Annotated in this window: 13 protein-coding genes and 1 tRNA gene; 10 read left to right on the top strand and 4 right to left on the bottom strand. The window is 31.0% G+C overall.

Going from position 1 to position 15,216, the window contains the following annotated elements; genetic code table 4:
• The first annotated feature begins 6 nt into the window (after positions 1–6).
• From galE to C4B25_RS01275, 4 genes are read left to right on the top strand one after another with little or no spacing between them, the layout of a single operon-like run.
• Positions 7–987 carry a UDP-glucose 4-epimerase GalE gene (gene galE, locus C4B25_RS01290; RefSeq protein WP_131613264.1) on the top strand — a complete coding sequence of 327 codons (981 nt, stop codon included), beginning with the start codon at positions 7–9 and terminating at the stop codon, positions 985–987.
• On the top strand, positions 980–2,137 hold the full coding sequence (locus C4B25_RS01285; RefSeq protein WP_131613263.1) for a galactokinase: 1,158 nt from the start codon (positions 980–982) through the stop codon (positions 2,135–2,137). Before galE ends, C4B25_RS01285 begins: the two co-directional genes overlap by 8 nt.
• Positions 2,097–3,512: a DUF4922 domain-containing protein gene (locus C4B25_RS01280; RefSeq protein ID WP_131613262.1), complete on the top strand. Its 1,416-nt coding sequence runs from the start codon at positions 2,097–2,099 to the stop codon at positions 3,510–3,512. The genes C4B25_RS01285 and C4B25_RS01280 overlap by 41 nt, the downstream gene beginning before the upstream one ends.
• Positions 3,512–4,474: an aldose epimerase family protein gene (locus C4B25_RS01275; protein WP_131613261.1), complete on the top strand. Its 963-nt coding sequence runs from the start codon at positions 3,512–3,514 to the stop codon at positions 4,472–4,474. The genes C4B25_RS01280 and C4B25_RS01275 overlap by 1 nt, the downstream gene beginning before the upstream one ends.
• Before the next feature lie 7 nt (positions 4,475–4,481).
• Here C4B25_RS01275 and C4B25_RS01270 read toward each other — a convergent pair whose 3' ends face one another.
• Entirely contained in the window at positions 4,482–5,297 is an 816-nt protein-coding gene (locus C4B25_RS01270; RefSeq protein ID WP_168380663.1) for a MurR/RpiR family transcriptional regulator, read from the bottom strand.
• 97 nt (positions 5,298–5,394) lie between these two features.
• On the opposite strand from C4B25_RS01270, the gene C4B25_RS01265 reads away from it, so the two are divergent.
• A complete protein-coding gene (locus C4B25_RS01265) occupies positions 5,395–6,894 on the top strand; it encodes a phospho-sugar mutase (protein WP_168380662.1) in 1,500 nt (499 codons plus the stop codon).
• Between the two features lie 31 nt (positions 6,895–6,925).
• Here C4B25_RS01265 and C4B25_RS01260 read toward each other — a convergent pair whose 3' ends face one another.
• Complete coding sequence (locus tag C4B25_RS01260; protein ID WP_131613258.1) at positions 6,926–8,005, bottom strand: M42 family metallopeptidase; 1,080 nt, start codon at positions 8,003–8,005, stop codon at positions 6,926–6,928.
• Positions 8,006–8,119: 114 nt separating this feature from the next.
• Between C4B25_RS01260 and C4B25_RS01255 the strand changes: the two genes are divergently transcribed.
• The 3 genes from C4B25_RS01255 to C4B25_RS01245 all read left to right on the top strand — a co-directional run bounded on the left by C4B25_RS01255 (position 8,120) and on the right by C4B25_RS01245 (position 12,024).
• Entirely contained in the window at positions 8,120–9,160 is a 1,041-nt protein-coding gene (locus tag C4B25_RS01255) for a M24 family metallopeptidase (RefSeq protein ID WP_131613257.1), read from the top strand.
• Positions 9,161–9,445: 285 nt separating this feature from the next.
• A complete protein-coding gene (locus tag C4B25_RS01250; RefSeq protein ID WP_131613256.1) occupies positions 9,446–11,203 on the top strand; it encodes a hypothetical protein in 1,758 nt (585 codons plus the stop codon).
• Positions 11,203–12,024 (top strand): hypothetical protein, encoded by an 822-nt coding sequence (locus C4B25_RS01245; protein WP_131613255.1) that lies wholly within the window; start codon positions 11,203–11,205, stop codon positions 12,022–12,024. The genes C4B25_RS01250 and C4B25_RS01245 overlap by 1 nt, the downstream gene beginning before the upstream one ends.
• A gap of 50 nt (positions 12,025–12,074) precedes the next feature.
• Here the strand turns inward: C4B25_RS01245 and C4B25_RS01240 are convergent.
• Positions 12,075–12,158, bottom strand: a tRNA-Leu gene (locus tag C4B25_RS01240).
• Positions 12,159–12,188: 30 nt separating this feature from the next.
• Positions 12,189–12,980 (bottom strand): hypothetical protein, encoded by a 792-nt coding sequence (locus C4B25_RS01235; protein ID WP_131613254.1) that lies wholly within the window; start codon positions 12,978–12,980, stop codon positions 12,189–12,191.
• Positions 12,981–13,103: 123 nt separating this feature from the next.
• Between C4B25_RS01235 and mnmE the strand changes: the two genes are divergently transcribed.
• Together mnmE and C4B25_RS01225 are read left to right on the top strand one after the other, a co-directional pair.
• The gene (gene mnmE, locus C4B25_RS01230) at positions 13,104–14,414 is read left to right on the top strand and encodes a tRNA uridine-5-carboxymethylaminomethyl(34) synthesis GTPase MnmE (protein WP_131613253.1); all 1,311 of its coding nucleotides are present in this window, start codon (positions 13,104–13,106) and stop codon (positions 14,412–14,414) included.
• A 41-nt stretch (positions 14,415–14,455) separates the two neighbouring features.
• A complete protein-coding gene (locus C4B25_RS01225; protein WP_131613252.1) occupies positions 14,456–15,214 on the top strand; it encodes a TatD family hydrolase in 759 nt (252 codons plus the stop codon).
• Positions 15,215–15,216 lie beyond the last annotated feature (2 nt).

Below are 15,216 nucleotides of genomic sequence, written 5' to 3'. Positions count from 1 at the left end.
GATAAAATGAAAGTAGTTGTTACAGGTGGAGCAGGGTATATCGGTTCTCATGCAGTTTATGCTTTAATCGAAAAAGGTTATGAGGTTGTAATCATTGATAACCTTTCAAGAGGTTACAAAGAGAATGTGCACCCAGAAGCTAAGTTTTATGAGGTTGATTTAAGAGATGTTGAAGAAGTTAAAAACGTTTTTGATAAAGAAGGAAAAATTGATGGGATTATGCACTTCGCTGGATACATTGTCGTTCCAGAATCAGTAGAAAAACCATTAATGTACTTCAACAATAATGTTTACTCAGTAGAAAAATTATTAGAGGCAGCAGATCATGCAAATATAAATAATATTGTATTCTCATCTACTGCAGCAGTATATGGAGAACCAAAAGTAGTTCCTATTAAAGAAGGGGATGTTAAAGAACCGGTAAACCCATATGGTGAATCAAAATTAGCGGCTGAAGCGCTAATTAGAGGTTGAACGAAAGCTAGAAGTAAGAATCACGTTATTTTCAGATACTTCAACGTAGCTGGAACACACCCTTCTGGAAAAATTGGGATAAGAGGTAGAGGTCTTACTCACTTACTTCCTTGTGTGATAGAAGCTGCTATTGGAAAAAGAGAAATGTTTGATGTTATGGGAACTGATTACAATACAAGGGATGGATCATGTATTCGCGATTTTATCCATGTTGTAGACCTTGTTGAAGCTCATATTAAAGGTCTTGAATGATCAATTAAAAACAAACAATCTGGAATATTTAATCTTGGTTCGGGAACGGGTTATTCAGTTCTTGAAGTGCTAAATGAAGCTATAAAAGAGCTTAATATAGATATCCCCAATAAACTAGTAGGAAGAAGAAAAGGTGATCCCGCAACATTGCTTGCCAATGTTGACAATGCTGCTAAAACACTTGGTTGAGCAACAACACAACAACTAAAAACAATGATCAAATCAGAATACAATTTTAGAAAGGAGCTAGAAGATGAATAATCAACTAGTAGAAATACACAAAACGTTATTTGGAAAAGAACCGGAAGTTAAAGTCATCTCCCCATCTCGTATTAATATTATTGGTGAACACATAGATTATCTTGGGGGAAATGTATTTCCTGCGAACATAGATTTAAATATGATTGGTTACTTTACAAAATCAAATAACATTTCTATGTATTCTCATAATTTCAAAAAAGATGGAGTTAGATTCATCGCAGATCAAAATGAGTTCTCATATGATGAAAACAATGGATTCTTGAATTATGTTGTTGGATGCTTGCAAATCCTCAGAGATGAGGGATATAAAGTAGGTGGATTCAACGCATCAATAAATTCTGATATCCCAGCATCTTCTGGTTTATCATCATCAGCTGCTTTCGGTGTATTAATAATGAAAGGGATAACTGAATTATATGGAATGCACTTAGATGGTGTTGAAATTGCAAAATTATTTAAAAAAGTAGAGAATAAATTTATGCACTTGAAAAATGGAATTATGGATCAATTCATAATTGCTAATGGTATTAAAGATCACGCTATGTTACTTGATACATCAACTCTTAAGTATTCAAACTTTAAAATAAATCTTGGGGAATACAGGTTTGTGGTTCTAAATACAAAAAAACCTAGAGATTTAATTGATTCAAAATATAACGAAAGAGTGGATGAAACAACAAAAGCATTGAAACTTATTAACAAGAAATATTCGTATGAAAATCTTTGTTCAATCCCTATCGCACAAAAAGAAAATGTCTTAAACTTAATTAAAGATCCTATTATAAGAAAAAGAGCTAAATACGCCATTGAAGAACAAGAGCGTGTAAGAATGTTTATGGAAGCTATCAAGGAAACAGATATTAAAAAGATGGGTATGATTTTAAATCAAGGTCATGCTGGATTAAGGGATTTATATGAAGTGTCTTGTCCTGAATCGGATTTAATACAAGAAACAGCTAATGAAGTTGAAGGTGTTGCTGGTGCAAGAATGACTGGAGCAGGATTTGGTGGTTGTTTAATAGCTCTTGTTAAAAAAGATTCGATTGAAGAAATGAAAAATAAAGTTATTAAAAGATATGCCGGAAAATATGGTTATGAATGTGAGGTATATGAAACAGAAATCTCAGATTCTACAAGAATCCTTAAGTAAAATAGCGGCGTTTATGGTTGGTAATGAACTATCTGAACATAAACACGCCTTAAATACATTAAACAGTATATTAAAAACATTTCAAATCGAAGAAGTTAAAGAACTACCTAATTACAATGAGGATTTCAAAGATCATGCAAATAATATAGGTAATGTAGAAAAGTACTTAATAGAACAAGGTAAAAATCAACACCAAGCTTCAAATGAAATAAATGATTTAATGAGTAAGTTTATTCCAACAAAAGAAGAAGTGATGGAATGAAAAGAAAATAAGTTGGATAGGTTATACCAATTATCATTAGCCTCATATTATATTAAGTACGATAAGAATGCAAAGAACATTTTATGAGACGAACAAACAAAATATGGAACTCTAAATCTTTCTATAAATAAAGCAAAACCAGAAAAGACTCAAGCTCAAATAATTGCTCAAAAAAATGCAGTTAAAGTTGAGGGGGAACCTGAATGTCCCATTTGTTTTGATAACATAGGATTTAAAGGCAATGAAACTAAACCTTCAAGAGAGAATTTAAGGGTTGTTTTCCCTAGAATGCACGAAGGGAAATGATTTCTTCAATACTCTCCATATGCATATCTAAAAAAACACTTTGTTGTCAATGCTCTTCAACATACACCAATGAAGATTGATAACAACACCATAAAAAATCTTTTGACGTTTTTAAGTGAGAATAATGAATATTTCATAGGAACAAATGCTGATTTACCAATAGTTGGAGGTTCTTTATTAGGACATAATCACTTCCAAGGTGGAGCAGAGGAGCTTCCGGTTATGGGAGCTAAGGAAATTTTCCAAAAACAATTAAGTGATAAAGTTAAATTAAGTGTTGTGAGATGACCATTGTCAACTATAAAATTTTCTTCAGAGTCGCTTGATGATATTATTTTAAATGTAAATGAATGACTTGAGAAATGAAGAAAATTTAGAGCACCTGGAGTTATAAATAAAAACAATAACTCTGTGACTTATATCTGTAATTTCCATGAAGGTAAGTACAATGTATGGATGATTTTAAGAAATAATTCAACAACAACAGAACAACCTTATGGTGTATTCCATGTCAAAGAAAAAAGATTTAACATCAAACAAGAAAACATTGGTTTGATGGAAGCAGGGGGATTAGCTATTCTGCCAAAGAGGTTAGAAAGCGAATTCATTGAATTGATTGATAAAATTAAAAATGGTAAAAACATCGAAGATTCAAAACACTATCTTTGATTACAAAAATATGGTTATGACAAAGATATCACCATGGAACAGATCCTTAAAAACGTTTCTGACACATTTTTGAAATGTTTAGAGGATTGTGGTGTTCTTAGTGAACAAGAGTTAATTGATTATGTAAAGGAACAATAATGATTTTAGAAAATGATTTAGTCTTTATAGAGGTTAGAAAAAAAGGTTTTACAATTGAAAGAATAGCAGCTAAAAAGGATGGGGAATTATTTGATTTCTTATTGCGTTTTGATAAACAAAGTAGTTATGAAGAAAATGATATATTTTTAAACGCATTTGTGGGTCCTGTAGCTGGAAGGATTGAGGCGGGTGAAGTTGATTTTGAAGGTAAGAAAGTCAAGTTATCAGTAAACGATAATAATAACTATATACACGGAAATGATGAAACATGAGCTAACTTAATTTTTGATTTCAAGTTAGAAGAGGATGATATTTCAAAAGCGTTAATAGGTACTGCTACGCAATACAACAAAGAATTGGATTGTACTTATAAAATAGAAATAACTATTACTATTTTCAACACAAAGAGAAGAGTTATAAACTTTCATTACAAAGTAACTTCCGATAAAAAAACTATTTGTAATCCAACGCAACATTTATATTGGAAACTTCCTAGCGAAGAAAGTGTGTTCGATCAAAATATAAAAATGTATTCAAATTACTTTTGAAAGCTTAATAAAACGTTTAATCCCGAAAAGAAAACTTATTGGTATTTAAATTCAGAAAACAGCGTGAAAGAAATCATGAAGAAAATAGGGGATGACCAAACAAATATGGTTAATCAGGGTATTGACCACCCAATAAGTCTAATAACTTCGTCGAGAATTTCCTTGGTATCAAAAATAGCTGAAATTGGTTTAATTATGGATTCATCATTGAATGATTTGGTTATTTACACACACAATTGACCTTCAAAACATAAGTTATTAAATTCTGGAGAAAAGAATCAAGCTATTTGTTTTGAATATCAACATCCACCAACATCTAAAAAGAACCCTAATTACAGACAAATTATTATCGATCCAAATAATCCGTATGAAGAGAATACTTCATATGAATTAAAAATAAGCAACAGAGTTTAATCTGTGCTTATTTTTTTATTATGTCTTTGTTTTGTTCAATTAATTTATCGAATTTTTCTTTGTTAGTACGGTAGTATTCTAGGAAAAGAACATCAAGAAGTGTAAGCATTAATATTCTTGAATGTCTAGGTAACTCACGTTCATTTAGGAAGAGTGTATCAATAAACTTAATAGAGAATTCTTTTGCAGCGAATTTGCTTATATTAGACTCACTAGCGAGTGAAATAGATATTAACTTGGTATTTTTATTTTTACCCATTAAATACTCTATTCTGTTGTGCATTTTGTAATTCTGACCAGATATTGACAATGCAATTATCAATGAATTATCAAAAATGTTGTTTGCCTTTGACTTAGCTATGTCTATTGCTGCCGCTCGAACACCTATTTTATTTAATTTATCAGCAAAATCTTCTGCAAGATAAATATTTGCTCCACCACCAAAAATATAAACTTGTTCCGCTTCATTTATAGATTTATTAAAAAATCTTATGTCAAAACCATCAATATCATTAACAGTTTTGATCATTGAAACAATTAGGGTTTTTTCTAAATATTGAACCAGCTTATTTTTAGATACACTTTCACCATTAACCATCGACACTGTTTTCCTAAAATCTTTCAAACCATTGAATCCACACTTCTTTAAAGTTTTAGTTATTTTGGAAGGTGTTACCCCTATTTCTGCTGCCATGTCATTGATTTTATAGACGAATAATTTGTTTTGTGAATTGATCGAGTTTAGGTACTCTAATATCTTTTTATCTAAGTCGGATAAGTTGTATGTATTGTTCATTGATATTACACTTAAATTTGTTTCCATAGAATAATTATATTCCTGAATTTTCCAACTTGAAAAAAATATGCAAATCTTTTTCCTTAGGAACATAATTAATTTGAATGATAATAAAGGGGTAAATATGGAGTTAAAATTTGGAACAGCGGGAGTTAGAGGGATAATCGGTTCAGGTAACATGAACATGAATAAAACCACCGTACAAAAAGTTTCTTTTGCATTGGCAAAAGTTATTCTTGAAAAAGGAAATGAAGATAAGAAATGTGTTATCGGTTACGACAATAGAAATATGTCATTAGAATTCGCCGAAGTTGCAGGAAGTGTATTTGAATTTTTTGGTATAAAAACATTTATATTCGAAGATATAAGTCCTACACCACTTGTGTCGTACGCAATTAGAAAAATGAAGTGTGATTTTGGAGTTATGATCACAGCTTCGCATAATCCCAAAGAATATAATGGTTACAAAGCATACGATTCAACAGGATGTCAAATATTGCCAACTTTTGCAGATAAGGTTCAAAGTGAGTCACATACATGGGAGTACGAACATGAAAATCCCATTGAAATTAAAGAATTAGAAAAGGTTCCTCAGAAAATAATTAATAGTTATTTAAAAAGGATTTTAAAAACAGTTGGACCGCAAGCGAAACCAACAATTAAAATTGCATACTCACCATTACACGGAACAGGATATAAAATAGTTCCTAAATTACTAAAAACACTTGGTTATGAATTCTATGAAGATAAAACCCAAAATTTTAAATCAATTTCTTTTGAAAATACAAAGTCTTGTAATCCAGAGCACGCACTTGCATTTGAAGGTGTGAAAAAAGTAGGTCAACAAAACAAAACAGATTTAATAATGGTTACAGATCCTGATGCTGATAGAGTGGGTGTGGGAGTACTTAAAGATGGTGAATATATTTTGCTGGATGGAAATGAAACTGGAACAATTGTCTTTGATTTTTTAGCAAAAAGAATAAAAGAAGTAAAACTTAAAAAAGAGTGATATATGTTGTATTCATTTGTATCAACCGATCTACCAAAAGCTATTGCAAGGAAACACAATATAAACGTCATTGAACTCGCAACTGGTTTTAAGTGAATTGGTAATTTTGCAAATAAGATAGAGGCTGAAGGTAATAAATTCTTGTTTGGATTTGAAGAGTCGTATGGAAGTTTATATACATCTAAAATAGGTAGAGATAAAGATGCAATTCAATCAATTGTTCTAATAGCAAAAATAGCTGATTTTTATAAAAAACAAGGTAAAACATTATTGGATGTTTATGAAGAAATACAAAAAGAACATTACTTCACAAAAATGAAGATGAACCCTATAAAAATCAAACCAGAAATAACCTTCTCAATTAGTGAACTTATGAAAAAAGCAAGAAAAATAAAAGGTGTTAAAGAAATTGTTGATTTCAACAACAAAGAAGCTGAAGAAGTTAAAGGGAATATGATAAAAATAATGTTCGAAGATGAATCGTGAATTGCTGTAAGACCTTCGGGTACAGAACCAATTATTAAGGTTTATATAAACGCAAAATCTAAAGACAAAAATGATTTATTAAAAAGATTTAACGAGATTCAAAATATCTCTAAAAAATTAATATAAAAAATACTAGTAATTCTAGTATTTTTATTATTTATTTGTAACTTATCTTATCTAGCGTTTCAGAGTCGAAATCTTTTGCGATTGCAACTATCAATTTAGATGTAGCAATAATGTCATCTAAGTGACTCATTCCATTTGGGGAGTGTAAATATCTTTGAGGTATTGAAAGTGTTATGGTCGCAACTCCACCTTCACCATATTGAAGTTCACCCGCATCGGTTCCACCACCTTGAGCGACATATTTATAACACTTGATATCATTCTTTTTAGCAATATTCATTACATATTTAACTAATTTAGGATCCATCATAGTTCTTCCGTCCTTGATAAGAATAGCAACACCTTTACCTAATTCAGGTGTCCCTTCTTGTGCTCCATAGGTATCGTGTGAAGGACAAGTATCTACTGCAAAAGCAACCGAAGGCTTAATTATTGAAATTGATGTTTTTGCACCCCTTGTTCCAACTTCCTCTTGAACTGTACCTACAAAATAAGCATTTGACTTTATGTTTTCTTTTTCAAGTTCTTTTATTGCCATGGTTAAAGCTGTTAATCCTGCTCTGTTATCCATTGCTTTACCGTTTGCAAATTCCTTGTCTTCCCCCATTCTAAATGAGTTAGCTACAAGGTAAATTGGATCACCTATCTCTATACCCGCTTTTTCAGCTTGCTTTTTAGAAGTGAAACCACAATCGATATACATTTCTTTTAGTTCCATTACTTTCTTTTCTTTTTCATCTGTATTTAAGTGTGTTGAAGTATGTCCAAAAATACCTTTGAATTCCTTGCCTCCAGAAGACACTATCTTACCTTCAGAACCTACTATTGAGTGACCTCATATTCCACCAACCATTGAAAGTCTGATCTGCCCATTCTTTTGTATGTCTTGAACAAGGTAACCAACTTCATCCATATGTGCAGCAAAAACTATTTTAGGTCCGTTTTCTTCCCCTTTCCTAATTAACATTGAACCCATTCTATCTCTTGTTATTTCAAATGCTTTCTCATCTATTGAATTTCTCAGTTTTTTAGCTACTTTTTCTTCGAATCTTGAAAGCCCGTCAGTTTCCATGTAGTCTTTTAAAATTTTTCAAGTTTTATCTTTATTCATAATTTACTCTCCTTAATATATACACATTAATTATTTCATGTGAAGGGTTTAAAAACTTATTTTCCCCCTAATGGAAAAAATATTCTTTACCCATTCTAGAATTATAATTCTTGTATGATAAAAGATAAAAAAATAGAAGTGATAAAAGATATTATGAAAGAAGAGAAATTGGATGCAATTTATGTTTGATCACATCAAAATAGATTTTGATATGCAAACGTTCATTCATCAGATGGAACTCTCATAATTGATAATAAAGATGCAAGATTGTTTGTGGATTCAAGATATATCATAACTGCCAAAGAAAGTGCAAAAAATGTGGATGTATTCCTAACAAACAAGACACCAATTAAAGAAGTTGTTAGTGGGAATGAATATAAAAGAATTGGGTTTGAAGCTGATTATATTCCGTATTCAGAATTCATTGAACTTCAAGAATTATTTCCAAATGCTCAACTAATTCCCTTGCAAAGCCAAACTTGAAGGAATGTCAAAAATAAAGATGAGATTTCAAGAATAAGAAAAGCTTCTCAAATAGCTTTAACGTCATTGGAAGAAATTATGGATGAAATTAAGCCGGGTATAACTGAAAAAGAAATTGCCAATCTTCTAGAAGCACGTTGTAAATTTAATGGTGCTGACAAAATGGGGTTCGAAACAATTGTGGGTTCGGGGCCAAATGGAGCGAAAGCACACTCGGTACCCGGAGATAAAAAACTTATCGAAGGTGAATATGTTGTAGTTGATTTTGGGGTTACTTTTAAAGGTTATATGTGTGATATAACAAGAACAATACCAGTTAGTAAAGAAGTAGATCCCAAAATGAAAGAGATTGCAAATATCGTAAGGAAAGCTCAACAATTAGCCATTGCGGCTGTTAAACCAGGTGTATCAGGAGCAACAATTGATGCAATTGCAAGGGATTACATTACTGAAAAAGGATATGGAGATAAATTCGGTCATGGAACCGGTCATGGACTAGGAATTGATATGCACGAGTTCCCTGATGCATCTAAATATAATAAAGATCCCCTTGAAGTTGGAAATGTAATAACAGTTGAACCAGGTATTTATATTGAAGGTCTTGGTGGTTATAGAATTGAAGATGATATCCTTGTAACAAAAGATGGATATGAAATATTATCGAAAATATAATTTTAAAATGGTTCGCCATTTTTTTATTTTGATAATAAGCTCAATATTATAAAAACATACCACTCTAAAAAAATGCAGAGTTATATAATTTAAATGCACAATTACATATAACCTATTAAATGTACAAGGAATGACTAAGTCAGCTGTCCTAGCAACCGTGAAGCCGGAAAACTTATTTAATAATAAAATAAAATACTTTACTAAGGATGAAGTTGTTACCTCTCTTTTTTGACGCAACAACTTAATAATAAGTTGTGCGTTTTTAATACAAAAAAGGAGAAAAGAATGATTAAAAAGAAAATAGGAATGAGTCTCGTAACGGTGGCTGCTTTAGCAACACCCATAGCAACAATTATTTCATGTGGTAAAACGAATGAAAAGGGAGTTGCACACCCGAAAAAAAATAAACAAATTAATAACAAAGGTGATCACCAAATCGGAGGAAAAGAAGAACCAGAAAAAGTTACTCCAACACCAAAGAAACAATCAAAACCAACAGCAAAGAAACAATCAAAACCAACATTGAAGAAACAACCAAAACAAAAAACAAACTTAACAAAGGTTCCTGTAACACAATTGGTGAATTACCAAATGTTTATGCAAAGTTGAAAAACAGCTACAAATAATATGAATGTTGAAAATGATAAGACGTTTAATTATTTTATGATGACACACATTTGATATGGAACAAGTGTTGACTTATTGTTGCATACTCAAGATAAAGGATTTAAAATAGATAAATTTAAAAGTGATGAATTCTTAAAAGAGAGAGAAGAAAAAAATCAAAAGATTATCAACGAGGGAAAAGATGTGTTGATTGATGATGAAGGAAAAACAATCACAATCAAAGCTAATGAATTCAAAGAATTCCAAAAATACTACAACTATGTAATTACTTATGAATGAATCGCAAAAATGAAGAAAGAATTATCAGATCCGTACTACAAAAAAACATTATTAACAAACGGTCCTCTTGAAGGAATGGAAAAACTTAGTGAATTAATTAATGAACAAGGTAAAAAAATAAATTCTATAAAAGAGGTTAAAAAATTTCTTCAACAGGATAAAAGGCTAAACCATTTTAGTTTAGAGGTTTCCTTTAAAGAAGAAACAACCGAAAAAGCAGAGGGGTTATACCTAACTAGAGAATTTTACAACGGTAGACTTGGAAAAGGTCATATTGGTAAGGATGTTAAATGAACACCATTAGATAGCTCTAAAAATATTATGGAACTCGGTAAACATACTGGTTGAGCAGGAACACAACAACAAACAATGCAATTTGGTGATGGTGATTCATTCGTTGTCAAATATAATGAAGATGACTCGGATGGTATTAAACCTGCTGATTTCCTTAAAAACCTTTGATTTTATGATACTGGAGTAGTTGCTAAATACCACCCAAAAGTAGTTGAATGAAATAAAGAAATATTGGGATTAAATATGATGCAGAAAAAAATAGATGGTGAAGTTCCTAAACTTACTATGATTCCTAATGATTCAAAAAACACAGATGAAGGGTATATGCCTGCATGAATTGATACGGATGATAATTCATTAGTTAGCTATTCATTTCATGGTACGCCTGCATTTAAAATTCAACAAGCTTTATACAAAGCAAGTAAATGAATGCGTAAAGAAACTTTTGAAAAGATCGCAAAATATTATGGATACAAAGCAAAAACTAATGATGAAGGTGTTTACGAAGAAGATTCAACAATTATTGCCAACAATGCTAAAGCACCTAAAGCATCTAAAATCGATTTTGCAAAAAGAAGAAAGTTTTTCCCTAAGTTTAATAAAAGTGGATTTTGAACTTATGAAAGAATAAGCAAAAGATTATTTAAAGTTACTTTCCATAATTCTGGTGATGTTGCTATGGTTGCGGCATTATGAAAATTTGGAACTGTTGATCATAAAAAAGATGTTACATACGGTCCATTTGCTTTAGGTTCTCAAAATACTTGAGCAAGGTATGAAAATAGACATGCTTATCCATGAAGATATGACATTGTTGCAAGGAAAGAAGTTTTCTTCAAATAATGAAAAATAAAATAACAATAAATTTGGCTTTAATAGCCGCAGTGATGGTGATTCCTACAACGATAGCAGTCTCTTGTTCAAAAGAAAACAAACACGATAATTCAAGCGATAGTAAAAATAACAATAGTGTCAAAAAAGTTAAACCAAAGACAACCACAGAACCAAAGACAATCGCAGAACCAAAGACAGTCATCAAACCAAAGACAATCTCAAAGCCAAAGGTAACAACCAAACCTAAGATAGTTACTAAACCAAAACAAACCCTTAAACCCAAAATAACTCCCAAGCCTAAACAGGTTATTAAACCCACAAAATCAATTTATAACTTAGATGGCAATAGAACTGATAAAACAGATATAAAGGGAGTTCCATTTAAAGGTAAAGGTGAGGGGATTCTACAACAAACGGATTACAACTTAATTCATGAAACTATGGTTAAAAAGCCTGGAAAACAAATAGCTCTTGTTGTAATAGCGAATCACCATTTCTATACTGAAATCATTGATATCGCTAATGATCATAAAAAATTAACGGATTTAATGGATGCATCAAAAAGGTTTAAATTCAGATATTTCGAACATGAACAATTTGGGCGTTTTATGAACACATTTAAATTCAAGAAGACAAAAAATCAAGCAGAAAGTACTCATTGATTACACGGTACCAACAGACAATGAAATTACCAAGATTATTTCATGATGCTTTACTTTAATCATAAGTTTGCATCAATGGGTGTTTCAAGCACTTATTTAAATGACAATGATATTATGGAATTTACATACGATCATAATTCAAAAGGTGCTGATGGATTAGATCATTAAAAAGAAAAAATGACCTTGGGTCATTTTTTAATGGGCAACTATTGTTGATATGGTACCCGAGACTGGACTTGAACCAGCACGCTGTAAAGCAAGAGGGTTTGAATCTCTCATGTCTACCATTCCATCACTCGGGCATATGTGTTGCCCTTTTATTATAATATTTTTTAAGCTTTCTTTCGTAATATATATGAAAAAGAAATTATTGGATAGAATATAAAACCAAATAGAGGCATGAATCATGCTCAGAAAATAAGTCAACCTCCACCCTTCAAGTCTCTCTTTTTCCTTACGATTTTTGTAGTTATTGAAGCAACTGTTGCTGATAGTCAACCAACAGCAAACATTAATAATCCGATAAAGAATCAACCACTTGTTTGTGTAAATCATTTGAACATACCTTCAACTAGTAAATTAACAATTCCTTTTTTATCTACAGTATCTTTGAGTGCTAATGCAGCAATTTTCTTAAATGAAACATAATCTGAGAATTCGAATAAACTTTTGGCAAATTCAACATGCTTATCATTTATTGGTTGAATTCCATTTAGGACTTCATTCTTATCTTTAACTAATTGAATTATCGCTTTAAAGAATGTGTGTTGTGTTTCTTCGTTTTTAATTAAATCCTGAATCGCATCATTCACGTGTTGGAAATTTTCCTGTGGTGATAGACTGTGTGATAGTGTAATTTTGTGATCGCCAAGATTTGCATTTAAAGCATTAACTAACTTTTGTAAATTTTCAATGTCTTGTGGACCTACACTCTTTTTATTTTTAAAATAATGAGTGAAACCATTTACATATTCACTAATTTCCTTTGCATAAGCTAACCCTAAAATTTTTGTTAAAAAGTGATATAGATTTCATGCCATAAGGAAAATCCCGGCAAGAATAAAGATAGAAATAAAAATGTTGATTATAGCGGTAACTCAAACGCCTAATGTTCTGTTTTCCATAACCACCTCCCTATACATAATATTAAAGCATTTGCTAAATAAATAAATATTTTTCTTGCTATTTTTTACTGACTTTTAAGTTTTTAAGGTTTTATATTACTCTTAGTTTATAATAACTATATTATGTATGACACAATAACAGCAATATCATCTGGTAATGTAAACCAGGCTATATCAATTATCAGGGTTTCAGGTCCTGAGGCTTTTGAAATCGTTTCTAAAATTTTCACAGGTAAAGTAGGAAAGGATAAAACATTAACTTTTGGTAAGATAATGGATCAAAAAGAAGTTGTTGATGAAGTTTTAGTTGCATGATTCAAAGGTCCAAATACTTTTGTTGGAGAAGATACGGTTGAAATCAATGCTCATGGTGGTGTAGTTAATACAAATAAAATATTAGGTTTAATCCTTGCTAATGGAGCAAGAATAGCTGAAAATGGAGAGTTTTCAAGACGTTCATTTATGAATGGTAAGATGGACCTTGTTAAAGCTGAGGCGATAAATGATTTGATCCACGCTAAATCTGAAGCACAAACTAAACTATCTGTTAAAAAATTCGATGGGAGAACTTCAAAACTAATAGAAGGTCTTAAAAAGAAAATGCTTAATATCATCGCAACATGTGAAGTTAATATTGATTATCCTGAATATGATGATGTTGAACAATTAACAACAGAAAATTTATTACCTGCCTTAAAAGAAATTGAAAAGGAAATAACAAATGTAGTAAACGTTTCAAATAGTTCAAGAGCTATTTACGAAGGTGTTTCCGTTGCTATTGTTGGTAAACCTAATGCAGGTAAGTCTTCATTGTTAAATGCACTATTACAAGAAGAAAAAGCTATCGTTACCGATATACCAGGTACAACAAGAGATATTGTTGAAGGAACACTTCAAATTGGACAAGTTCTATTGAAATTGAAAGATACAGCAGGTATTCACAATACTGAAGATAAAGTAGAAAAAATGGGTATTGAAAAATCTATTACTGAGATTTCGAATGCTGATTTAGTCATCCATCTTATTGATTCAAAAATTGGAGAAACAAAGGATGATGAAGAAATAGAAGCTGCTTCAAAAGGAAGACCATACTTAAAAGTGTGAAATAAAAATGATTTAGCAAAACGTGAGGGTATTTCAATTTCTGCTAAAGAGAATAAAGTTACTGAATTATTTAATGCAATTGAAGATAAATTTAAAGATATTGATTTAAACGATGAAAGAATAGTTTATAACACTAGACAACTTTCATTGATTAAAGCAGCATTAATCTCTATTCAAGATGCAATAAATGGATTAGAAATGCAACTTGGACCGGACACTGTTATTATTGATATTCAAAAAGCTTGAGATGATTTAGCAAATATACTTGGTAAAGCCGATCAAGAAGACTTATTGGATTCAATGTTTAAGAACTTTTGTCTTGGAAAATAAACACCTTGGGTGTTTTTTATTATTTTCTTTATAATTTGATTATGAAATATATAGATACACATATGCACGTAGTGCCATCAGAATTTGAAGACTACCAAGAAATATTACAAAACGCCTTTGATAATGGCGTTAATAAAATGTTTGTTGTTGGTTGTGAAGAAAAAACAATACCAGAAACATTAGAACTAGCAAAACAATATGAAAATATACATCCTATAATTGGGATTCATCCTAATGATTCAACAGGAGCAGCGGATGCGGAATTTGTAAGGAAACACTTTACAAAAGAAGTTATAGCAATTGGAGAAATAGGATTAGACTTCCACTGAGAAGACAATCCTTCTAAAGAAACACAACTAGAATCTTTAGAAGCTCAAATGGAATTAGCTATGGAAAAAGGTGTTCCTGTAGTAATTCATTCTCGTGATGCAAATGAAGAAACATTAAAAGTTATTGGAAAAGAAAAATACAAGGATCTTAAAATAATTATGCATTCATATGCTTATGGTGAAGAATCACTTCAAGATTACCTTGATTTAGGATGTTACATTTCTTTCTCAGGGATTGTGACATTTAAAAATGCTAAAGACTTTAAAGAAGCAGCTAAAAAGGTTCCTTTAGATAGATTGCTTTCAGAAACTGATTCTCCTTACTTAGCACCAATTCCACATAGAGGTAAAAAGAATCAACCTGCCTATGTAATTGATACAATTAAACACATTGCAGAACTAAGAGAAGAAAGATTAGAAGATGTTGTTGAAGCGATTGAACAAAATGTTAAAAAGGTATTCAATGTTTAAAC

Origin of the sequence: Mycoplasma todarodis, from assembly GCF_004335995.1 — a bacterium.
Classification (GTDB): Bacteria; Bacillota_I; Bacilli_A; order Mycoplasmatales; family Metamycoplasmataceae; genus Mycoplasma_K; species Mycoplasma_K todarodis.
Note: the sequence above shows the minus strand (reverse complement) of the source record. Positions and strands in the feature narration are given on the sequence as shown.